Source organism: Flavobacterium sp. CAN_S2 (genome assembly GCF_015752255.1).
Classification (GTDB): domain Bacteria; phylum Bacteroidota; class Bacteroidia; order Flavobacteriales; family Flavobacteriaceae; genus Flavobacterium.
In genome coordinates this window covers 322,994-345,220 of sequence record NZ_JADOVA010000003.1, presented here as the reverse complement: position 1 = coordinate 345,220, position 22,227 = coordinate 322,994, and the positions used below count along the sequence as shown (strand labels likewise).

Here is a 22,227-nt window from a genome sequence, read left to right as displayed (position 1 = left end):
TTAGGAAAGATTCCCTTTTATAATATTGATAATAGCACTTACAATATATTGAATTCCTATCGCAATTACGATAAAACCTACAATTCTTGATATTGCTACAATTCCTGATGCTCCAAGTATTTTTGCTAAATAATGAGCGCTTTTTAGAATAAGAAAAATGGTTACTGCAATGGCAAGAATAGCAATTGAAGAAATAATGATCTCCATAGTGGTATTGTGTTCCTGATAAAAAGCAATAAGTAGAGAAATAGAACCAGGTCCTGCAAGCATTGGGATTGCAAGTGGTGTTAAGGCAATATCGTTTCTTTGTTGCGCGTCAGTTTCTGCTTTTTTGTTAATACCTCGTTTCTTAGTAAATTTTCCGGAAAGTAATGAAAAACCAGAACTCACAATGATAATTCCACCTGCAATTCGGAGCGCATCAATGCTGATTCCAAAAAAAAGTAATACATATTGCCCGATAAAAAACGAGACGATAAGAATGATGAATACATTTATCGCAGTCCATAAAGAAATTCTGGAACGCTCTTTTTTAGAGTCGTGTTGCGTAAGTCCCACAAAAATAGGAACGGTTCCAATAGGGTTTAAAACTGAAAAAAGGGCAACAAAAAGATAAATAAACAGATCCATATTTTATTTTTAAGATTGTAAAAATACTCTTTTTTTGTTTTTTAATGTTAGGCGAATGTTTTTTATTGCAGGTGTAAGTAAACCTTAAAATTGCTAAACGGATAAACCTTTTTGATTACTTTTGCCAAATACAATTATAGAAAATGATAAAGAATAAAAAAACATTGGTTCTTGGAGCGACAACTAAACCAGAGCGCTACGCTTTCAAAGCCGTAAATATGTTAGTAGAAAAAGGGCATTCCGTTCTTGCATTAGGCCAAAATGCGGGCGAAGTTGCAGGAGTGAAAATCCAGACTAAAGCCATTCCATTAAAAAATATCGATACTGTTACCTTATATTTAAATCCAACACGTCAACGCGATTATTACAATTATATCGTCGAAGCAAAACCAAAACGTGTTATTTTCAATCCGGGTACTGAAAATCCAGAATTCTATCAATTGTTGAAATTGAACGATATTAAAGTAGAAGTAGCTTGTACGTTAGTTTTGTTAGCTACCAATCAATATTAAATTTTCTAGGAGCTATTCCAGCTATACACTATATCTTTTCTTGTCCCGTTAAAAAAAAACGGAACAAGAAAAGGATGTCGCTGCTATCTGGGCTAAAAACTAGAATCGTGTTTCAGAAGTAGCACTCTTGCTAATCAACAACAAACCTAGAAAAGTGATTAGCCCGTTTACGATAATCAATTCGTTGTCGAAAATATATCCCCAGAATAAAGTCTTCGAATTTTCGCTGATAAAGTAAGTTAGAGCAGGAGACAATAAGCAAATTATAGGAACAAATTTGTCTTTTACCGTTTTTGATTTTACAAACAATCCAAAACAATACAGTCCCAAAAGCGGACCATACGTATAGGACGCAACTCTAAAAATCATTCCCACTACAGAGCTGTCATTAATTGAGTTAAAGAAAATTATAACCAAAAACATTAAAAACGAAAAGACAATATGCACAAGATGCCTATTTCTGACTACGTTTGGCTTGTTTAGATTTTCGGTTTTATCCATTCCTAAAAAATCCACACAAAACGAAGTTGTTAGAGCAGTTAATGCGGAATCCGTCGTAGCAAATGTAGCTGCCGTTAATCCCAACAGGAAAATTACGGATGGAATAAGTGTCAAATGGTTAAACGCAATTTCGGGAAACAGTAAATCAGTTCTGGGTTTTCCGGTAACTAAATCGGTAGGAACTTCTATTCCGTTTTTAGTAGCAAAGATGTAAAGTAAAGCGCCTACACTGAGAAAAAATATATTGATAGCTACAAATATTCCGGTGAACGTAAACATGTTTTTTTGTGCTTCGCCAATGTTCTTACAACTCAGATTTTTTTGCATTAAATCCTGATCCAAACCGACCATGGCAATAGTTACAAAGATTCCTCCCAGAATTTGTTTTACAAAATGAAACTTACTCGACACAAAATCCTCAAAGAAGAATACCTTAGAATAATTGCTGTTTTTTACTGCTTCAAAAGCTTCGAAAGCATTTAAGTTTAAGCTTCTGCAAATAAAGAAAATTGTCAAAAAGACAGATGAAACTAAGAAAAAGGTTTGTAAAGTATCTGTAATGATAATGGTTTTCAATCCGCCTCGATACGTGTAAGCAAATATCAAAGCCAGCGAAATCAGAACCGTAACTGCAAATGGGATTCCGTAAAAGTCAAAAACAAAACGTTGCAAAACAATTACAACAAGATACAGCCGGAATGCCGATCCAATGGTTCTGCTAATCAGGAAAATAGTTGCAGCAGTTTTATAAGAATAAATTCCTAATCGGTGCTCGATGTAGCCGTAAATCGAAGTCAAATTCATTCGGTAATACAGCGGAAGCAATACTTTTGCAATTATGATAAAACCAATCGCATTACCCAGAACAAACTGAAAGTATTTGAATTGTTCCCCATTTGGAGAACCAACTTCTCCCGGAACAGAAATAAATGTCACACCGGAGAGTGCGGTTCCAATCATTCCAAAAGCGACTAAATACCATTTAGAATTTTTATTAGCTTTGAAAAAAGCATCGTTGCCGATGTCTTTTCTGCTTACAAAATGCGAAATCAAAAAAAGAATTCCGAAGTAGATTACAATTAGTGATAGAATGGCAAATGGAGTCATATTGTGTGAATATTGTATTTGGCCAAATTACATAAATAATCTTCAAATTTTCAAATTATCTATCCCGAACGATTGGGACAAATTAACTACTTTTGCAGTTATGGAATTTTCTTCGAAATTAATAGAAAAGGCAGTTAACGAAATGTCTCAGCTGCCTGGAATTGGCAAACGAACTGCACTGCGATTGGTGTTGCATTTATTGAAGCAGCCTAAAGAGCAAACAGGATTTCTATCGCAAGCCTTGGTCGCTATGCGTGAAGATATTAAGTATTGTACAAGTTGTCATAATATTTCGGATAGCATGATGTGCGAAATTTGTGCTAATCAAAGCAGGAATCACCAGATTATTTGTATCGTCGAGGATATTCGCGATGTTATGGCAATTGAAAATACAGGACAATTCAGAGGGATTTATCATGTTCTTGGAGGTAAAATTTCTCCTATTGACGGTGTTGGTCCCAGTCAATTAAACATATCGACTTTAGTCGAAAAAGTAAAATCAGGAAGGGTAAACGAGATTATTTTTGCTTTAAGCTCCACGATGGAGGGTGATACTACAAATTTTTATATCTACAAACAAATTGCCGATTGTGAAATAGTAATATCAACAATTGCCAGAGGGATTTCGGTGGGCGATGAACTGGAATATGCGGATGAAGTTACTTTGGGGCGCAGTATTTTACATCGAGTTCCATTCGAAAAATCTTTTAAAAATAATTAATCTATTTAAAAAATAGCGATGCTTTTTAAATCGTAAATGAAAAGCTATATTTGTCGCTTAAAAAATATTTAAAATGCGCAAATCCGTACTCTATTTGTTGTTGGTTGTTAGTGTGTTGCTATCCTCTTGTATCCCAACCAAAGATTTAATCTATCTTCAGAAAAAAGATAGTTCACAACAGGAAGCTACCATTGCAGCAGTAGAAACAAAACCTTATCGATTGCAAATAAATGATGTTTTGAGTATTACCATAAAAGCGATTGATCCTAAATTAGTTGCGATGTTTAGTCCTTCCAGTGAAGGTGCTGCGGTAGGTAAGTCGGAGTCAGGATTGTATTTTGATGGTTTTACTGTGGATGACCACGGGAATATCAGAGTTCCAGTTTTAGGTGATTTAAATGTAATTGGGTACTCGCTGGATGAAGTTCGAATGCGTTTAGAGAAGCAATTATTGGCAGAATATTTCAATAAAGAAGCAAATATTTTTGTGACTGTAAAATTGGCGGGTTTCCGATATACAATCAATGGAGAAATAGGCGGTCCTGGTACAAAAACCTTATTTCAAGAGCACGTAAATATCATGGAAGCTATTGCAAATGCTGGAGATATTACGATAACAGGTGATAGAAAAGCGGTTACGATCATGCGAAAAACACCAACAGGAGTTGAAATGCATGATTTAGATCTAACGGATATAAATGTGATGAAATCGCCCTATTTTTATTTACAGCCGAACGATTATGTGTATGTAAAGCCACTCAAACAAAAGACTTGGGGAACCGGAAAAACGGGAATCGAATCCTTAGGAACAATCATTACGTTGTTGTCATTAGCCACAACGACTTTTTTGCTATTAAAAAATTAAAAACCGCGATTATAAAATGTTAGATATAAAAGATTTTTCGATTTTTGAAAATCAAGTCAGTTTTGACTTCAAAGGATTTTTAATAAAAATCGGAAGTTATTGGAAGTGGTTTTTAATAAGTCTGTTAATTACTTTCACGGTTGCCTACCAGGTTAATATTCGTAAAGAAAAAATCTACGGTATGGAAACCCTTATTGCCGTAAAAGAAGAAAGCAATCCTCTTTTTACGTCAAATACGAGTTTGGTTTTTAATTGGGGTGGTACTTCGGATCAGGTTCAGACTATTTCAACCACTTTACAATCCCGTTCTCATAATGAGTTGGTAGTAGATAAACTACAATATTACATAAGTTATCTTTCCCAGGGCAAATACAATTTAGTCGATGCATATGGAGCTGTTCCTTTCACTGTAAACATTGATAAATCTAAAGGGCAACTTGCGGGAACACTTATTGGAATCAAGTTTTTAAATGAAAATGAATATGAAATTAGAATTCCATTTGAAAATCCAAGCGTTTCAATAGTTACATATTCCAATAATTCATACAGCAACACAGCTGTTGAAACGGGTGAATTTGTAAAAAGATATAAAGTAGGGCAACAAGTTTCCTTGCCGTTTTTAAATTGGAAATTGCAGATAAATGACAATCCTGGTTTTTATAAAGGAAACGAATATTTTGTTCAGTTCAATGATTTTGATGGAACAGTATCCGGATACAAAGGGATAAGTGTGCAATCAGATGATAAAGGCGGTTCAATTATCACTTTAGGAATGCAAGGAACCAATAAAGCAAGAATGGTCGAATATTTGAATTCGACTGTTAAAATGCTTATCAAAAGGCAATTAGATAGTAAGAATCAGTTTGCAACCAATACAATAGCTTTTATCGACAGTACATTAGTTACGATGGAATCCCAACTTAAGGAAACTGGTAACGAGCTGAAGACCTTTAGAAAAGGGAAGAATATTTACGATATCGAAGAGGGCGGAGCAAAATTTTCAGAAAAGATTTTGGCATTTGATGTGACAAAAGACGAAGTTAATCGTAAAATGGCATACTACAATTCGTTAAAGTCCTACTTGAAAAACAGCGTGAATTATGCGAAACTACCGGCACCTTCTGTAGCTGGAATTGAAGATCCAAATATTGTTGTTAATGTTTCAAAATTAATAGCGTTATCTACCCAAAGATCTGAAATGGCTTATGCGGTAAAAAGTGAAAAGATATTTCAGGATTTTGACAACCAAATGGAAGCTGTCAAAAATGTATTGTTAGAGAATATAGCAACCGCTAAATCAGCTTTACAATATGATTTAGCAATGGTAAGCAGTAAAATAAATGAAACAGAAAGTACCATAAAACAACTTCCTGAAGATCAACAAGAACTTATTAAGATTAAAAGGAAGTATGATTTAAGCGATAATATTTACAGTACATTTCTTCAAAAAAGAAGCGAAGCTGATATTGTTAAAGCAGCAAATTTATCCGACGTTCATTTCATAGATCCTGCAAAAGATGTCGGAGGAGGATTAATTGGTCCAAAAACTTCCGTTAATTATGTTTTGGCATTATTTCTGGGGATTCTGTTTCCGTTGATTTTTGTTTTTGCCGTTTTCTTTATCAATAATTCGATTCAAAACACGGAAGATATCAGCAAAATGACAAAGATCCCTTTGATTGGAGTCGTTGGAGTCAATAGAGAGAATACTAATTTAGCAGTTTATGATAAACCTAAATCTGCTTTGTCGGAATCTTTTAGAGCGATTCGTTCGTCGCTTCAGTTTTTGTACAAACAGCAAAATGTAGATGGAGCGAAGACGTTGATGATTACCTCTTCGGTGAGTGGTGAAGGGAAAACCTTTTGTTCGATAAACATCGCTACTGTATTTGCTTTGAGCGAAAAGAAAACAGTGGTAATTGGTTTGGATTTAAGAAAGCCTAAGCTAGCTTCGGAGTTTAATTTGTCTAATGAAGTTGGGGTTGTTAATTATTTAATTAAACAAAAGACAGTTGACGAGATTATAAATCATACCCATATTCCTTATTTGGATGTTATTTTATCAGGTCCTATTCCGCCCAATCCGGCGGAGATGATTATGAGTGAAGGGATGAAAGAATTAATTGAAGAGTTAAAGAAAAAGTACGATTATATTATATTGGATACTCCACCTGTTGGGTTGGTTTCTGATGCTTTAGAATTGGCACAATATTGCGATGTAACGCTGTATATTGTCAGACAGAATTTCACTAAAAAAGACATGATCACTTTGTTAAACAATCGAGTGAAACGTGGAGAGTTAAACAATACCAGCATTATCTTAAATGGTTTAGAAAACAAAGCGAAATACGGTACGGGTTATGGGTATGGATACGGTTACGGCTATGGGTATGGAACCTATGCAAATGGCTATTATGAAGAAGACAAACCGAAAAGTATTTACCAAAAGGTAGCCCAAAAGATACTAAAAAAACCAACGAAGTAGTAGTTAGCTTTTAAAACAAAACGAAATGAAAGAGGAAAAACAAAAAGCGATTTTAATTACTGGAGGAGCCGGATTCATAGGGTCTAACCTATGTGAATATTTTTTATCGAAAGGGTATAAGGTGGTTTGTTTAGACAATTTTGCAACAGGTCACCGACATAATTTAAAAGATTTTATAAATAATCCGAATTTTTCTTTGATAGAAGGGGATATCCGTAAGGCAACAGATTGTGCCATTGCGGTAAAAGGAGTGGATTATGTTTTGCATCAGGCGGCTTTAGGTTCGGTGCCGAGGTCTATAAATGATCCGGTTACCACTAATGATGTGAATGTTTCCGGATTTTTGAATATGTTGGTAGCGGCCAGAGACGAAAAAGTAAAACGCTTTGTATATGCTGCAAGCTCTTCCACTTACGGGGATTCAGAAGCTTTGCCAAAGGTGGAAGATGTGATTGGAAAGCCGCTTTCTCCGTATGCAATTACGAAATATGTGAACGAGTTGTATGCTGAAATTTTCAACAAGACGTATGGTTTGGAGACGATTGGGTTGCGTTATTTCAATGTTTTTGGAAGAAAGCAAGATCCTAATGGCGCATATGCGGCCGTGATTCCTAAGTTTGTAATGCAGTTCATGCAACATGAAAGTCCAAGAATAAATGGTGATGGAAATTATTCCCGAGATTTTACTTATATCGATAATGTTATTCAAATGAATGAGTTGGCGATGCTGACCCAAAATCCGGAGGCAATTAATACCGTTTATAATACGGCGTATGGAGATAGAAATACGTTGAATAATTTAGTGGATTATCTGAAAGAATTTTTAGCCGAATATGATCCGAAAATTGGGAATGTTGCTGTTGAATATGGTCCAAACAGAGCGGGTGATATTCCGCATTCGTTGGCCAGTATTGATAAAGCAAAAACGTTACTAGGTTATAATCCTAAATATTCTATGCAGGAAGGATTGAAAGCAGCGGTAGAATGGTATTGGGAGAATTTGCGTGAATGAGCAATCATGAATTATAAGTTTTGAGTTTTGAATGATGGATGGCGCAAATAGTGTTTGATACAAATTGCTAAACGTGAGAAGTTAAATTACCGAATAGAAAAAATAAAAGAATGGAAATTACAAAAATTTGTTGCATCGGAGCTGGTTATGTTGGTGGTCCAACTATGGCAGTTATCGCTCAGAAATGTCCGCATATACAGGTTACTGTTGTTGATTTAAATGAAGAGCGCATCGCAGCTTGGAATGATAATGACACTGCCAATATTCCTATTTACGAGCCGGGATTAGATAAAATTGTTGCGGAAGCACGCGGAAGAAACTTGTTTTTTTCGACCGATGTAGAAAAAGCTATCGATGAAGCTCAGATTATTTTTATATCGGTAAATACACCAACCAAAACCTATGGAAAAGGAAAAGGTATGGCAGCTGACTTAAAATACATTGAGTTGTGCGCCCGACAAATTGCCCGTGTAGCGAAAGACAATAAAATAGTCGTGGAAAAATCGACTCTTCCGGTAAGAACTGCAGAAGCGATTAAGAGTATTCTTGATAACACCGGTAACGGAGTGCAGTTTCAAATATTGTCCAATCCAGAATTTTTAGCGGAAGGAACGGCTGTTTCTGATTTGTTGCACCCAGACCGAATTCTTATTGGAGGCGACACTACAGCGGAAGGTAAAAAAGCGATTCAGGCTCTTGTTGCTGTATATTCGAATTGGGTACCTGCCGAAAAAATATTGACCACTAACGTCTGGTCTTCTGAATTGTCTAAGCTTACCGCTAATGCGTTTTTGGCACAGCGGATTTCTTCGATTAATGCGATGTCGGAACTTTGTGAAAAAACCGGAGCAGATGTCAATGAAGTAGCCAAAGCAATCGGAATGGACAGCAGGATTGGTTCCAAGTTTTTAAAAGCTTCCGTTGGTTTTGGAGGTTCTTGTTTTCAAAAAGACATTTTAAATTTGGTTTACATCGCAAAATCATACGGCCTTCATGAAGTTGCCGATTATTGGGAACAAGTCATCATCATGAATGACCATCAAAAAAGACGATTTTCCAGCAGAATTGTGCAAACATTATACAATACGGTTTCGGGTAAGAAAATAACTTTCTTGGGTTGGGCGTTTAAAAAAGACACGAATGATACCCGCGAATCAGCGGCGATTTATGTTGCAGATGATTTGATCAATGAGCATGCGAATATTGCTGTTTATGATCCAAAAGTTTCCAACAAAAAGATCATGGAAGATTTAAATTATTTGGAAACCAGAAATGCGGAACAAAATGCCAGCTGTGTAACTTCTTTTTCGGATCCTTATGAAGCCTGTCAAAACGCACATGCTATTGCTATACTTACAGAGTGGGATGAGTTTACTCAGTACGACTGGCAGAAAATATATGATTCGATGCAAAAACCCGCTTTTATTTTCGACGGGAGAAATGTGCTGAATGCTGCTGAGCTTAGAAGTATTGGGTTTGTGTATCAGGCGATAGGTTCTTGATTTGAGGGTGTAGAGTAAAGAATATAGAACAAAGAATAAAGAACAAAGAGAAAAATTGTTTTATAGAAACAAATAGTAAAAAAAAAGACTCGTACTAGCGAATAAAGCACAGCGTATTTTCCTGTTTAGAAGTTAATTTGACTTATACGTTCGTGATACTAACAAGAAGAAGATGATGAATTGGTATGTTGTTTATACAAAGCCCAAATGGGAGAAGAAAGTTGCGGAACAATTACAAAAAAGGGGGATTGAATGTTATTGTCCTTTGATCACTCAGATAAGGCAATGGTCTGATAGAAAGAAAAAAGTTGAAGTGCCTCTTTTTAATTCTTATGTTTTTGTTCAATTGGCTGAAAGTGACAGGAATTCTGTTTTTGATACTGTGGGTGTAGTGCGTTACTTATTTTGGTTAGGGAAACCGGCGATTGTAAGGGATGAAGAAATTAACGTTATAAAAAAATGGCTCAATAGCGCTGATACTATTGATGTTGCAGTGGCCTCCTACCAAATTGGGGATTCCATACAATTGGAATCAGGTCCTTTTTCTGCACAAACCGCCACGATTCAGGACATGACCAATACCCATTATGTGTTGGTTTTGGAATCCATGGGATGTGTTTTGAAAATGAAAATTAAGTCATAGCCGATTTCGTTTTTCGATGTAGCTACTCACTTGATAGTGAAGAAAAAATTAAAAAATTATTATTTGCTTTTAGGTTGTTAGATTACTTAAACAGTAGTTAATATTTTTTGTTTAAAAACACTAAAAATAATCTAATGTTTGTGTTGTAAATAATTGTATATCAATATTTTGTGATTTTAAAATTAAATAATAGCAATTTTTTAATATGTAATTGCTACGAATTAGTCTTTTTAATAGTGTAATGTAGCTATATTTGCCTTCTTAATTTTTTCATTTTTGCTCCTATTTATGGGAGTAAGAAATGCGAAGCGGTGGATTAAAATGAGGTAATATTTATTATTATTAGTAGTATTGAAAGTATTTGCATTATTAAAAAAATGAATTCCATAAAAAAAATAGCAGTCATTGGTTTAGGTTATGTTGGTTTACCATTGGCCAGGTTGTTTGCAACTAAACATTCGGTTACCGGATTTGATATCAATCGGTCCCGAGTAGCTTCTTTGCAATCCGGAACCGATACCACATTTGAAGTATCTGACGAAGTTTTACAAAAAGTATTGTTACAAGAACCCAATGATTCAATTGGTCTGTATTGCACTACTGATATAACTGCTATAGTTGACTGTACCTATTATATTGTTACGGTTCCCACTCCTGTCGATAAAAACAATCGGCCAGATTTGACTCCTTTGTATAAATCCAGTGAAACGGTTGGAAAGGTTTTGAAAAAAGGGGATATCGTTATTTATGAATCTACCGTTTATCCAGGTGCCACCGAAGAGGAATGTGTTCCTGTTTTAGAAAAAATTTCTGGATTGCGATTTAATGTTGATTTCTTTGTTGGCTATTCGCCGGAACGTATCAATCCCGGAGATAAAGAACACACGGTAGAAAAAATTTTAAAAATTACTTCGGGTTCCACGCCAAAAATTGGACAGGAAGTCGATGAGTTATATAAATCAGTGATTATTGCCGGAACGCATTTGGCACCGACCATAAAAGTAGCTGAAGCGGCGAAAGTGATTGAAAACTCCCAACGGGATATCAATATTGCTTTTGTCAATGAATTGGCTAAAATATTTAACCTTATGCAAATTGATACGCATGCCGTATTAGAGGCTGCGGGAACCAAATGGAATTTTCTTCCTTTCAAACCGGGTTTAGTAGGTGGTCATTGCATTGGCGTAGACCCGTATTATTTGGCACAACGCGCACAGGAATTTGGCTATCATCCTGAGATTATCTTGGCAGGACGCCGTTTGAATGACAGCATGGGTGACTACGTGGCGTCACAAGTGGTAAAGCTGATGATCAAAAAAGGGATTTCCGTAAATGGTGCTACTTTATTGATGCTTGGGATTACTTTCAAAGAGAACTGTCCAGATGTTCGCAATACAAAAATTGTGGATGTAATCACGGCTTTAGCTGATTATGGGATTAAAATTACTATTTATGATCCATTGGCCAATCCATCAGAAGTACAGCATGAATATGGTTTACTAACAACTGCTGTTTTACCAGAGGAAAAATTTGATGCCGTAGTTTTAGGTGTGGCGCACCAGCAATTCCTCAACGTTGATTTCTCTACATTGCAAAATGAAAATAGTTTGTTGTATGATGTAAAAGGGATTTTAGGGGATGTGGCGGATGGGAAGCTGTAAATGTCGTTTTTCGTCCAATGTTTACCGTTTTTCGATTTCTGGACATCGAAATACTAATCTCGAACAACGATTTTCGAATACCGAATTTCGAACAACGAATAAAATATGGAATCTAATTTAGAAGTTTGGAAATTAGCTCATCAGCTCACTTTAGAGGTCTATAAAATTACGCACTCCTTCCCAAAGTCTGAACAATTTGGGCTTATGAGTCAAATGAGAAGAAGCGTAAGTAGTGTTCCCACAAATATAATTGAAGGTCAGGCAAGACAATATAAAAAAGAGTTCGTACAGTTCTTGTACATAGCAAAAGGCTCCTTAGAAGAAACAAATTATCATTTGTACTTGTCTAAAGATTTAGGTTACATAACAGAGCCTGATTATGTATTTCTATTTGAATTGTGTACCAGAATAAAAATGATGTTATATAAATTAATAAAATCGTTATCCGTTTAACGAAAATGGAATTTCGTCTATCGATTTTCGTCCAACGATCAGCGATTATCGAACAAGGAACATCGAAACAAGAATTTCGAACAACGAACATCGAGCAAAGATAAAATATGGAACATAAGCATTCAATAACCCATGTCATTCTTACGGGAGGCGTTGGCAGCCGATTGTGGCCACTTTCCCGTAAAAGCCAACCTAAACAATATTTAGATTTATTTGAAGGTAAATCTTTATTTGAAATGACAGTGGAGCGTAATCGCACTTTAGTGGATCAGGTTATGGTAGTAGGAAATATAGACAACCATCATTTGAGCAGACAGGTCTTGGAGAAATCCAATACTCCGTATATTGATATTATAGAATCAACACCAAGGAATACAGCTGCAGCTATTGCTTTTGCAGCACTTGCATCTGATCCTGAAACTATTTTAATTGTAACGCCATCCGATCATATCATAGGTGATATGGAACAGTATAATAAGGCGATTCAAGAAGCAGTTGAAAAGGCTTCTAATGGATTTATTGTCACTTTTGGTATTATTCCCACAAAACCGGAAACGGGTTACGGATATATTGAACGAAGAGGGGATGATGTGCTTTCTTTTCGGGAAAAACCAAATCAGGTTACCGCGAGGGATTTTATTTCAAAAGGAAACTTTCTCTGGAATAGTGGGATGTTTTGTTTTAAAGCAGGTGTTTTATTAGAGGAATTAAAGGCCTTTCATCCGGAAGTGTATGAAAAATCAAAAATAGTATGGGACGCCAATACAGATGGGAATTTAGATTTGGCTTTGTCCATGGATATTCCGTCAATCAGTATTGATTATGCGGTAATGGAGCGCAGTAAAAAGATTAAAGTAGTACCGTCTACTTTTATTTGGTCGGATTTGGGTTCTTTTGAATCGGTTTATGATTATTTGGTTGCAACTGGGCATGCTGTTGATGAAAATGGGAATATGGTTATTGGTACCAATACTTACACTGCTTTTGTAGGAATGAAAAATACTATTTTTGTATACACGGAGACTGCGAATTTAATTCTTCAAAAAGAGAGTTCCCAGGATGTTAAAAATGTGTATACCGAATTGGAAAAAATAAATTCAGTTTTGTTAAACTAAAGAGTAGTTATGAATAAAGATTCTAAAATATATATAGCGGGTCATAAAGGAATGGTAGGAAGTGCCATTTGGAGAACTTTGACCGCTAAAGGCTATACTAATTTATTGGGAGTTTCAAGTGCTGCCTTAGATTTAAGAAATCAACAAGCTGTTACCGATTTCATTGCTACAGAAAAACCGGAAGTCATTATAGACGCTGCTGCAAAAGTGGGAGGTATATTAGCGAACAATAATTATCCGTATCAATTTATTATGGAGAACATGCAAATCCAGAATAATTTAATCGATTCTGCTTTGCAATGTGGTGTGAAGAAGTTTATTTTCCTAGGGAGTTCTTGTATCTATCCAAAATTAGCGCCGCAGCCTTTGAAAGAAGAGTATTTGCTTACGGGCACTTTGGAACCTACAAATGAATGGTATGCCATTGCCAAAATTACGGGTGTAAAAGCGTGTGAGGCAATTCGGAAACAATTTGGAAAGGATTATGTGAGCTTAATGCCAACAAATTTATACGGTACCCATGATAATTTTGACTTAAATACATCGCATGTTTTACCTGCCATGATGCGCAAATTTCATGAAGCCAAGGAAAATAATAATGCTCCAGTAACTCTTTGGGGTAGCGGAACACCCATGAGAGAGTTTCTTTTTGTGGATGATATGGCTGAAGCAGTAGTTTTTGCTTTAGAAAATAAATTACCGGACTATTTGTATAATGTAGGTACCGGTGAAGATTTGACCATCAAACATTTGGCTGAAACTATACAAGAAATTACAGGACATCAAGGAGCAATTATTTGGGATGCAAGCAAACCGGATGGTACTCCACGAAAATTAATGGATATCTCTAAAATGCACGCTTTAGGATGGAAGCATCAGGTGCAGTTGGAAGAAGGAATACAAAAAACATACCAGTGGTTTTTGGAGAATATAGATCGCTTTAAGGAAGTGAAGATGTAAATTGGTGAACGATTACAGGTTATCGACTATCGTTAATAGAATTAGAGTTAAGAATAGAGAGTAAAGAAAAGAGAGCAAAGAGCATCGAATAAAGAATAAATAGTATGAGTATAAAACAAAAAGTTGCTCTTGTAACAGGTATTACAGGTCAAGATGGATCTTATTTGGCTGAATTATTATTGGAAAAAGGATATCAAGTACATGGCGTAAAAAGACGTGCGTCTTCTTTTAATACGCAACGAATTGATCATATCTATCAAGACCAACACGAGAATCATGTTGATTTTAAATTACATTATGGTGATTTGACTGATTCTACTAATATTATCAGAATTATTCAGGAAGTGCAACCTGACGAAATATATAACCTTGGGGCTATGTCTCACGTAAAAGTTTCATTTGATTCACCAGAATATGTTGCTAATGTAGATGGAATTGGGACTTTACGAATATTAGAGGCGGTAAGAATCCTTGGTCTCGAAAAGAAAACCAGAATTTATCAAGCCTCTACTTCTGAATTGTATGGAGGTTTAGCTGAAAATAAAAATGCACAAGGATTTTACGATGAAAATTCTGCGTTCTATCCGCGTTCTCCGTATGGAGTTGCTAAGATATATGCTTTTTGGATTACTAAAAACTATCGTGAAGCCTATAATATATATGCTTGTAACGGAATTCTTTTTAATCATGAGTCTCCTAGACGTGGAGAAACTTTTGTAACGCGTAAAATTACGATGGCTACTGCAGCTATCGCCTATGGCAAGCAAGAATGTCTGTATCTCGGGAATTTAAATTCACAAAGAGATTGGGGTCATGCTAAAGACTACGTAGAGGCTATGTGGAGAATTTTACAACAAGATGTAGCAGAAGACTACGTAATAGCAACCGGTGTAACTACCTATATTAGAGATTTTGTAACAATGGCTTTTGCTGAGATAGGAGTTGAATTGACTTTTGAAGGTGAAAATGAGAGTGAAGTGGCTAAAGTGGCAGCTTGTAATGATCCATTATATCAGTTGGAACTCGGTAAAGTAGTAGTTCGCGTAGATCCAGAATACTACCGTCCTACAGAAGTTGATTTATTACTTGGGGATCCTACTAAATCTAAAACACAATTGGGTTGGACACCTAAATATGACCTTGCCGGATTGGTCAAAGAGATGGTAGCTAGTGATTTGGAGATTTTGAAGAGGATAGGATAGTGTAAGGGTTTCTTTCTAGTTTCTAATTACTTCATAGTATCTGAAGTGATTTTTGAAAACGGAAAAATTTGTCAAGCGTTAGATTTCGTGCGGTGCTGTTAACAATTCAATAATTAGCTACAATATACCGATTGATCGATTAATCTACGTTTATATGATGTTACTACATTCATACCATTATTTTAGAACTTTTGCTAACTAATCTGGTTAGTTCCGAATTATAATGAGCTCGAAAGTGAAAGACTAAGTCCTTCTGGGATCCTACCAAAGCTGAGACAAAACTCAGCTGGGAGTGTAATTATCTTTTAACTACATTAGTCAAAGAGATGATGCAATCTGACTTAAAATTTATGCAGAGAGACCATTATTTGAAAGATGGTAGTTATAACACTTTGAATTATTTTGTTTATTCAGAATAACACTTATCACAAAACTTAGTACCAATCTTTATTACAAGATAATATGTTAAGTAGTGCTTGTTTTGTATTGGGACACTTTATTTTTTATCAGTCCAGGTTTTACAAATTGTTTTAAACTTATAAAGAATCTTCTGCTATGTAAAGTAGAGAGTTCTTGACTTTGTTAATTTTTTCAAAAATACCTATGTCATTAAAAAAACAAGCGCTATCAGGTGTTTTTTGGAGCTCGCTACAATTGTTCGGTACGCAAGGTATTGGGCTCGTTGTTTCTATCATTTTAGCGCGGCTGTTGCTGCCTGCTGAATTTGGATTAATTGCCATGCTGGGGGTTTTTATGGGCTTAGCTGTCACCCTTATCAATAGTGGCATGACCAGTTCATTAATCCGGACGGAACATGTAGATGAAGAAGATTACTCCACAGTGTTCTTTTTTAATTTGGTTGTCAGTTGTATCCTGTATGGACTTATTATATTTCTTGCGCCTTTTATCGCCAGCTTTTATAACCAACCTGTTTTAACTTCTGTGGTTCGGGTATACAGTATTATTTTTGTGATTAATGCTTTTTCAGCCATTCAGATAACACGACTGAACAAGTCTATGAATTTCAAAACGCAACTTAAAGTGTCAATTCCGTCCCTTTTGATCGGTTGTATTGTTGGTGTAACCATGGCGTATATGGGCTATGGCGTTTGGAGTTTGGTCTGGAGTGCTATTATACAATCGTTGGCATCCACAATGCAATTGTGGTATTATTCTAATTGGAAACCTTTGTGGGTTTTTAATAGGGAAAAATTCAAATTTCATTTCCACTATGGGATGAAGTTGATGTTTTCCGGAATATTAGACATTCTTTTTACCAATGCGTACACCATAATCATAGGGAAATTTTACTTGCCTGCACAAGTGGGCTTTTACAACCGTGCCGAAAATTTACAAATGTTTCCGGTTGGAGCTATAAATTCCATTATTGGTAAAGTAACTTTTCCGCTCTTTGCCACCATCCAGAATGACGAGGAACGACTTAAAATGGTGTATAAAAAAATCATGCAGATGGTTTTATTTTTAGTTACGCCTACCCTAATTTTAATGGCAGTAGTAGCCGAACCGTTATTTAGGTTGTTATTCACTGAAAAATGGATGCCTGCTGTACCTTATTTTCAAATTTTGTGTTTTAATGGTATTTTGTATCCCATTCACTCCTACAATTTACAGATTTTGATAGTCAAGGGCAGAAGTGATTTATTCTTGAAACTGGAAATAGTCAAAAAAATATTGACGGTTGTCATTATTCTGATTTCATTTCAGTTTGGAATTTACGGACTTTTATACGGAAGTGTAATTGGCTCGGTGCTGTGTTTTTTTATCAACACGCATTATAGCGGTAAATTTTTAAATTACACCGCTTGGCAACAAACCAAAGATATTTTGCCCATTATTTTCGTTAGTATTGGAGTAGGTGGTTTGATACTAGTATCAGATTTAGTATTAGAAAGTTACTATTTTGTAGACTTTTTTAGACTTATTTCCGGCAGCGCTTTAGGAGTTTTACTCTATATTTTAGCAGCTTACATTTTTAAATTAAGCTCTTTATTTGAATTAATTACAATTGCAAAAAGACAATGATCAACGTAACAAAGACCTTTTTTCCTCCAATAGAAGAATATACCCTGCAACTGGAACGCATCTGGCGCAACCAATGGTTGACCAACCGTGGGGAATTACTGCAGGAATTAGAAGATAAACTGAAAGATAAATTGGAAGTTTCCAATATTACAGTGATGAATAACGGAACAATTCCCATACAGATTGCGTTGCAGGTGCTGGGACAGCAAGGAGAAATCATCACCACACCCTTTAGTTATGTTGCCACGACAGCGGCAATACTTTGGGAGCATTGTACTCCGGTATTTGTAGATATTCACCCTGACTATTTAACGATAGATGAAACAAAGATTGAGCAGGCGATTACTTCTAAAACTACCGCTATTTTAGCTACTCATGTTTTTGGAAACCCTTGCGCTATTGAAGCTATTGAAGCTATTGCTGTCAAGCATCAGCTTAAAGTGATTTATGATGCTGCGCATGCTTTTGGTGTTACCTACAACGACAAATCTATTTTTGAATATGGAGACGTGAGCACTTGTAGTTTTCATGCGACTAAATTGTTTCACACTGGTGAAGGCGGTGCGCTGTTTTGCAACGACGAAACCTTAAGGCATCAATTGTTTTACAGTCATAACTTTGGACACAATGGGCCGTTAGAATTTCATGGATTGGGGATTAATGGAAAAATATCAGAGTTGCAGGCTGCTATGGGACTAAGTGTTCTTCCGCATATGGATGAGATTGTGGCCAGCCGAAAAAAGGTAGTCGATTTGTATTCGTCTCAACTGGATTTTACTAAATTGACTGCTTTACAAATTAGAGCGAATACCACTTGGAACTACAGTTACTATCCCGTGGTTTTTGAGACAGAAACACAATTACTAGGGGTTCAAAAGGTGTTGAATGACAACGATATTTTCCCCAGAAGGTATTTTTACCCTTCGCTGAATACTATTCCTTATGTAAATGGAGAGAACATGCCGGTATCCGAGAGTATCGCTTCTCGCGTTATGTGTTTGCCTTTGTATGAAGGTTTGGGAGAGGAAGATGTATTGCGAATAATTCAAATTATAAATAAAAATTCATGCTTATAATTGGGGCCAAAGGCTTTGCTAAAGAAGTTTTAGAAATTCTTCATCAAAATGGGGATACCGAAAATCTTTGTTTTTATGATGATTTCAATGCCGATAGTCCTGAAAATCTATTTGGACGGTTTCCAATACTCAACACAAAAGAACAGGCTAAAGATTATTTTAATACTATTTCAAATCAGTTTACATTAGGTATAGGGCATCCCCAATTGCGTTTTAAATTGGCGGAAAAATTTATTGATTTGAAAGGAATATTTACCTCAACGATTAGTAAAAATGCAGAAATTGGTAGTTTTAATATAAAAATAGCTGAGGGTTGCAATATTCTTGGTGGTGTGAAAATCAGTAATGACGTAACCATTGGCAAGGGAACGATGATTTATTATAATTCTATTATTACTCATGATGTAGTTATTGGGGAATTTTGTGAACTATCTCCTGATGTTAAACTTCTAGGAAGATGTAATATTGGTGATTTTGTAAGAATCGGATCGGGATCTATAATTTTCCCCGATATTATTATTGGTAATTATGCAGTGATTGCAGCAGGTTCAGTAGTGCGAACCCACGTCCCCGATCACGTGATGGTTGCAGGAGTTCCTGCACATATTAAAAAACATATTTAATATAAAATTCTTTAATGAAAACATATTTCCCCAATCTTAATGCAGTAAGGTGCATTGCAGCGCTTTTAGTTATTATTTTTCATATTGAAATGTATAAATAATTCTTTCATTTGCCTAATATCTCACATGTTCCTTTTTTTAAAATTATAGGAAAGTTGGGAGTTATTCTTTTTTTTGTGTTAAGTGGTTTTTTAATAACATCATTACTTTTACAAGAAAAGGATAAACATGGGAAAATTTCGTACCGAGACTTTTATATGAGACGGATATTACGGATTTGGCCAGTTTATTTTTTAATTCTCCTCTTGGGCTTTTTTGTCTTTCCTCATTTCTCATTTTGGATTATTCCTTCACCTATGTTTCCTCCTGTAGAAGATAATCTATATATAAAATTGATCTTGTACATCATTATTCTTCCCAATTTATCTGTAGCGCTATTTAAAGAAGTACCAATGGTATCGCAAAGCTGGTCATTGGGTACCGAAGAACAGTTTTACCTACTTTGGCCCCATTTTATAGACAAGTTCCGTAAATTTTTAATACCTGGGATGATTTGCATTGTGGTATTTTATCTAGCGGTTAAATTGTTATTAGGGAAATTAGCAATTTATGATCTTTTTTGGCAGCATTTATCAAATTTCTGGTCTCTTTTCAATATTGATTGTATGGCTATTGGCGGTGTCTTCGGAGTAATATATTTTGATAATCATCATAAAATAAAAAGTATATTGTTTAACAGGTTATTATTTTTAGCTATTGTAGTTTTTACATTAATATTTCTCGTTTTTGGAGTTAATTTTGGCTTCCTGCACTACGAAATATATTCGATATTTTTTGGTGTAATTATTTTTAATTTGGCTTGTAATGAACGATACAAAAATTTGTTAGAATATAAGCCACTGAATTATTTAGGGAATATATCATATGGGATGTACATGTATCATCTCATCGCTTTACAAATAGGAATTCAGTGTGGTATTTATTTAAAAAGTAATTTGGTTATTTATATTATTACTATTCCGTTAACCATTTTATTTTCTTCAATTTCCTATGAATATTTTGAAAAGTATTTTTTAAAATTTAAGAGAAGTCATGTCTAAAAATAAATTAGAAATAAATAGCGAATTGGAAATAACAGGAACACAGGTCAGCGTTGTTATGATCACCTACGGACATGAAAAATATATTGCTGAGGCAATCAACGGTGTTTTCATGCAGGAAAATGATTTCCAGGTAGAATTGATTATCGCCAATGACTGTTCACCAGACGGCACTGATGAAGTAGTTAAAAAATTACTTTACAAAGCGCCTGCAAATGTAACTGTGAAATATACGCGTCATGGAAAAAACTTAGGTATGATGCCTAACTTTATTTGGGCATTACAACAAGCAAAAGGTAAATACATTGCTCTTTGCGAAGGAGATGACTATTGGACTGACCCTTTAAAATTGCAAAAGCAAGTTGATTTTTTGGAGCAAAATAAGACTTTTATACTTACAAGTCATCATAGATCAATTGTTGATGAAAATAATAAAAAGCTTTCAAATAGTGAATATCAAGAAATAGGATACTTTACCCAATGTATTTTATTTAAAAATGTTTTATTAAATGATTTTTTAAGTTTTGATTCTAGTAAAATTAATAATGGGGATACATTTTTAATGGTATACTTGATGAATTTTGGTGACTTTAATATATTAAATTTTGTTGGGAGTGCTTATAGAGTTAGCGAAGTTGGTGTTTGGTCATTAAATGATATTAATAAAAAATACTCAAAATCTTTTATTTCATATACATTTATGATTTCATTTTTTGCACAATATAACTATAAAAAATCATTACAGATTATAAAAAATTATAAAATCGATAATTATATTAGGTATTCAATAAGATTGAAACAAAATAATGAATTACCAAAGTCAATATATTTCCTTTTACTCTATGTTGTGAATTTTTGTTATTATGGAAAAATATCAAAATCAAATATTAAAACTGCAATAAAATATTTTATTTAATGAAAATTAAAACAATTACATGCCATGAAGTCTATAATCATGGGGCAAGTTTGCAGGAATATGCTTTATTGCAATTTTTAAATTCAAATGGGCATGAGGCAGAAGCGGTTCATTACAAGCCCTCTTATTTATCAGGTCATTTTGATCTAAATGTAGTGTCGAATCCAATATTTGACAAGCCTTTTCTAAAACAACTGTACTTATTAATAAAGTTACCGGGTCGATTAAAAGACTTAAAACGTAAAAAAGCTTTTGACTTATTTGCAGAAAAGTATATCCCAACCGGAAAACTACGTTATGAAACGAATGAAGATTTAAAAACTAATTTGCCGGAAGCAGACGCTTTTATTTGTGGTAGTGATCAAATATGGAATTCTTTTTTTCAAAACGGAAAAGATCCGGCCTTTTATTTAAATTTTGTACCACAAGAAAAATTAAAAATATCCTACGCTGCTTCTTTTGCCACGGATGAGATTACTGACGATGTTAAACCGTTGGTCAAGGAAAATATCTCAAAATTGGATGCTGTTGGTGTTCGAGAAACTTCTGGTGTGCGAATTTTAAATGAATTAGGCATAAATAGTGCAGTTCAAGTATTAGATCCTGTTTTTTTATTAGAAGCAGAACATTGGAAAGAAAGCTTTGTTAGTAAAATTGAAAGTAACTATCTTTTTCTATATGATTTCGATTCAAATCCTTTAATAAAAAAAATTGCACTGCATCTAAAAAAAGAAAAAGGATATAAAATATTTACGGTTAATAAAAACATTGACTATGCTGATAGAAATTTTTATTTAGATGGGCCGGAGCAGTTTTTGTCACTAGTTCATTACTCGAGTTTCAATATCACTAATTCATTCCATGCTGTGGCTTTCTCTCTGATTTTCAACAAACAATTTGTGGTAATCAATAGGACAGATAAAATAAATACACGTATGCGCGATTTATTAGGTTTATTAGGTTTAGAAAAGCATTTAGTTTCTAATTATGAAAAATTTTTAGAAAGGAAAGAGATTAATTATAATGACGTAAATGAAAAAGTGGAAACTAAAAGAGAATTTTCAAAAAGCTTTTTATTGAATAGCTTAAAACTGTAACAG

At 34.8% G+C, this 22,227-nt stretch carries 20 protein-coding genes; 18 read left to right on the top strand and 2 right to left on the bottom strand.

The window, feature by feature from the left end:
* The gene (locus tag IWX80_RS11320; protein WP_091173749.1) at positions 1-630 is read right to left on the bottom strand and encodes a MarC family NAAT transporter; all 630 of its coding nucleotides are present in this window, start codon (positions 628-630) and stop codon (positions 1-3) included.
* Positions 631-776: 146 nt separating this feature from the next.
* Between IWX80_RS11320 and IWX80_RS11315 the strand changes: the two genes are divergently transcribed.
* Positions 777-1,142, top strand: coding sequence for a CoA-binding protein (locus IWX80_RS11315; protein WP_091173917.1), 366 nt, complete (start codon positions 777-779; stop codon positions 1,140-1,142).
* A 99-nt stretch (positions 1,143-1,241) separates the two neighbouring features.
* On the opposite strand, the gene IWX80_RS11310 is transcribed toward IWX80_RS11315, so the two are convergent.
* Positions 1,242-2,750 carry a sodium:solute symporter gene (locus tag IWX80_RS11310; RefSeq protein WP_196853541.1) on the bottom strand — a complete coding sequence of 503 codons (1,509 nt, stop codon included), beginning with the start codon at positions 2,748-2,750 and terminating at the stop codon, positions 1,242-1,244.
* 100 nt (positions 2,751-2,850) lie between these two features.
* On the opposite strand from IWX80_RS11310, the gene recR reads away from it, so the two are divergent.
* The 17 genes from recR (at position 2,851) to IWX80_RS11225 (ending at position 22,224) form a co-directional block, all read left to right on the top strand.
* Positions 2,851-3,471 (top strand): recombination mediator RecR, encoded by a 621-nt coding sequence (gene recR, locus IWX80_RS11305; RefSeq protein ID WP_196853615.1) that lies wholly within the window; start codon positions 2,851-2,853, stop codon positions 3,469-3,471.
* A gap of 73 nt (positions 3,472-3,544) precedes the next feature.
* A complete protein-coding gene (locus IWX80_RS11300; RefSeq protein WP_196853540.1) occupies positions 3,545-4,336 on the top strand; it encodes a polysaccharide biosynthesis/export family protein in 792 nt (263 codons plus the stop codon).
* Between the two features lie 16 nt (positions 4,337-4,352).
* The gene (locus IWX80_RS11295; protein ID WP_196853539.1) at positions 4,353-6,821 is read left to right on the top strand and encodes a polysaccharide biosynthesis tyrosine autokinase; all 2,469 of its coding nucleotides are present in this window, start codon (positions 4,353-4,355) and stop codon (positions 6,819-6,821) included.
* A 25-nt stretch (positions 6,822-6,846) separates the two neighbouring features.
* Entirely contained in the window at positions 6,847-7,833 is a 987-nt protein-coding gene (locus IWX80_RS11290) for an SDR family oxidoreductase (protein ID WP_196853538.1), read from the top strand.
* A gap of 110 nt (positions 7,834-7,943) precedes the next feature.
* Positions 7,944-9,335 (top strand): UDP-glucose 6-dehydrogenase, encoded by a 1,392-nt coding sequence (locus tag IWX80_RS11285; RefSeq protein ID WP_196853537.1) that lies wholly within the window; start codon positions 7,944-7,946, stop codon positions 9,333-9,335.
* 175 nt (positions 9,336-9,510) lie between these two features.
* Positions 9,511-9,978 carry a UpxY family transcription antiterminator gene (locus IWX80_RS11280; RefSeq protein ID WP_196853614.1) on the top strand — a complete coding sequence of 156 codons (468 nt, stop codon included), beginning with the start codon at positions 9,511-9,513 and terminating at the stop codon, positions 9,976-9,978.
* Positions 9,979-10,355: 377 nt separating this feature from the next.
* Positions 10,356-11,639, top strand: a complete 1,284-nt coding sequence (locus IWX80_RS11275) for a nucleotide sugar dehydrogenase (protein ID WP_196853536.1) — start codon at positions 10,356-10,358, stop codon at positions 11,637-11,639.
* A gap of 105 nt (positions 11,640-11,744) precedes the next feature.
* Positions 11,745-12,092 (top strand): four helix bundle protein, encoded by a 348-nt coding sequence (locus IWX80_RS11270; RefSeq protein ID WP_196853535.1) that lies wholly within the window; start codon positions 11,745-11,747, stop codon positions 12,090-12,092.
* A gap of 107 nt (positions 12,093-12,199) precedes the next feature.
* Positions 12,200-13,207, top strand: a complete 1,008-nt coding sequence (locus IWX80_RS11265; RefSeq protein WP_196853534.1) for a mannose-1-phosphate guanylyltransferase — start codon at positions 12,200-12,202, stop codon at positions 13,205-13,207.
* A gap of 9 nt (positions 13,208-13,216) precedes the next feature.
* Positions 13,217-14,167, top strand: a complete 951-nt coding sequence (locus IWX80_RS11260; RefSeq protein WP_196853533.1) for a GDP-L-fucose synthase family protein — start codon at positions 13,217-13,219, stop codon at positions 14,165-14,167.
* Positions 14,168-14,271: 104 nt separating this feature from the next.
* Positions 14,272-15,369, top strand: coding sequence for a GDP-mannose 4,6-dehydratase (gene gmd, locus IWX80_RS11255; protein WP_196853532.1), 1,098 nt, complete (start codon positions 14,272-14,274; stop codon positions 15,367-15,369).
* Between the two features lie 603 nt (positions 15,370-15,972).
* Complete coding sequence (locus IWX80_RS11250) at positions 15,973-17,412, top strand: lipopolysaccharide biosynthesis protein (protein WP_196853531.1); 1,440 nt, start codon at positions 15,973-15,975, stop codon at positions 17,410-17,412.
* Positions 17,409-18,488, top strand: a complete 1,080-nt coding sequence (locus tag IWX80_RS11245) for a DegT/DnrJ/EryC1/StrS family aminotransferase (protein ID WP_196853530.1) — start codon at positions 17,409-17,411, stop codon at positions 18,486-18,488. Before IWX80_RS11250 ends, IWX80_RS11245 begins: the two co-directional genes overlap by 4 nt.
* Entirely contained in the window at positions 18,479-19,111 is a 633-nt protein-coding gene (locus IWX80_RS11240) for an acetyltransferase (RefSeq protein ID WP_196853529.1), read from the top strand. Before IWX80_RS11245 ends, IWX80_RS11240 begins: the two co-directional genes overlap by 10 nt.
* A 110-nt stretch (positions 19,112-19,221) precedes the next feature.
* Entirely contained in the window at positions 19,222-20,211 is a 990-nt protein-coding gene (locus IWX80_RS11235) for an acyltransferase family protein (protein ID WP_334682318.1), read from the top strand.
* Positions 20,204-21,127, top strand: a complete 924-nt coding sequence (locus IWX80_RS11230; protein WP_196853527.1) for a glycosyltransferase — start codon at positions 20,204-20,206, stop codon at positions 21,125-21,127. The genes IWX80_RS11235 and IWX80_RS11230 overlap by 8 nt, the downstream gene beginning before the upstream one ends.
* On the top strand, positions 21,127-22,224 hold the full coding sequence (locus IWX80_RS11225) for a polysaccharide pyruvyl transferase family protein (RefSeq protein WP_196853526.1): 1,098 nt from the start codon (positions 21,127-21,129) through the stop codon (positions 22,222-22,224). The genes IWX80_RS11230 and IWX80_RS11225 overlap by 1 nt, the downstream gene beginning before the upstream one ends.
* Positions 22,225-22,227 lie beyond the last annotated feature (3 nt).

Bases quoted from the DNA above. Each gene is read 5' to 3' on its own strand.
- IWX80_RS11320 (WP_091173749.1), bottom strand. From the start codon at position 630: ATGGATCTGTTTATTTATCTTTTTGTTGCCCTTTTTTCAGTTTTAAAC.
- IWX80_RS11310 (WP_196853541.1), bottom strand. From the start codon at position 2,750: ATGACTCCATTTGCCATTCTATCACTAATTGTAATCTACTTCGGAATT.
- recR (WP_196853615.1), top strand. From the start codon at position 2,851: ATGGAATTTTCTTCGAAATTAATAGAAAAGGCAGTTAACGAAATGTCT.
- IWX80_RS11300 (WP_196853540.1), top strand. From the start codon at position 3,545: ATGCGCAAATCCGTACTCTATTTGTTGTTGGTTGTTAGTGTGTTGCTA.
- IWX80_RS11295 (WP_196853539.1), top strand. From the start codon at position 4,353: ATGTTAGATATAAAAGATTTTTCGATTTTTGAAAATCAAGTCAGTTTT.
- IWX80_RS11290 (WP_196853538.1), top strand. From the start codon at position 6,847: ATGAAAGAGGAAAAACAAAAAGCGATTTTAATTACTGGAGGAGCCGGA.
- IWX80_RS11285 (WP_196853537.1), top strand. From the start codon at position 7,944: ATGGAAATTACAAAAATTTGTTGCATCGGAGCTGGTTATGTTGGTGGT.
- IWX80_RS11280 (WP_196853614.1), top strand. From the start codon at position 9,511: ATGAATTGGTATGTTGTTTATACAAAGCCCAAATGGGAGAAGAAAGTT.
- IWX80_RS11275 (WP_196853536.1), top strand. From the start codon at position 10,356: ATGAATTCCATAAAAAAAATAGCAGTCATTGGTTTAGGTTATGTTGGT.
- IWX80_RS11270 (WP_196853535.1), top strand. From the start codon at position 11,745: ATGGAATCTAATTTAGAAGTTTGGAAATTAGCTCATCAGCTCACTTTA.
- IWX80_RS11265 (WP_196853534.1), top strand. From the start codon at position 12,200: ATGGAACATAAGCATTCAATAACCCATGTCATTCTTACGGGAGGCGTT.
- IWX80_RS11260 (WP_196853533.1), top strand. From the start codon at position 13,217: ATGAATAAAGATTCTAAAATATATATAGCGGGTCATAAAGGAATGGTA.
- gmd (WP_196853532.1), top strand. From the start codon at position 14,272: ATGAGTATAAAACAAAAAGTTGCTCTTGTAACAGGTATTACAGGTCAA.
- IWX80_RS11250 (WP_196853531.1), top strand. From the start codon at position 15,973: ATGTCATTAAAAAAACAAGCGCTATCAGGTGTTTTTTGGAGCTCGCTA.
- IWX80_RS11245 (WP_196853530.1), top strand. From the start codon at position 17,409: ATGATCAACGTAACAAAGACCTTTTTTCCTCCAATAGAAGAATATACC.
- IWX80_RS11240 (WP_196853529.1), top strand. From the start codon at position 18,479: ATGCTTATAATTGGGGCCAAAGGCTTTGCTAAAGAAGTTTTAGAAATT.
- IWX80_RS11230 (WP_196853527.1), top strand. From the start codon at position 20,204: ATGTCTAAAAATAAATTAGAAATAAATAGCGAATTGGAAATAACAGGA.
- IWX80_RS11225 (WP_196853526.1), top strand. From the start codon at position 21,127: ATGAAAATTAAAACAATTACATGCCATGAAGTCTATAATCATGGGGCA.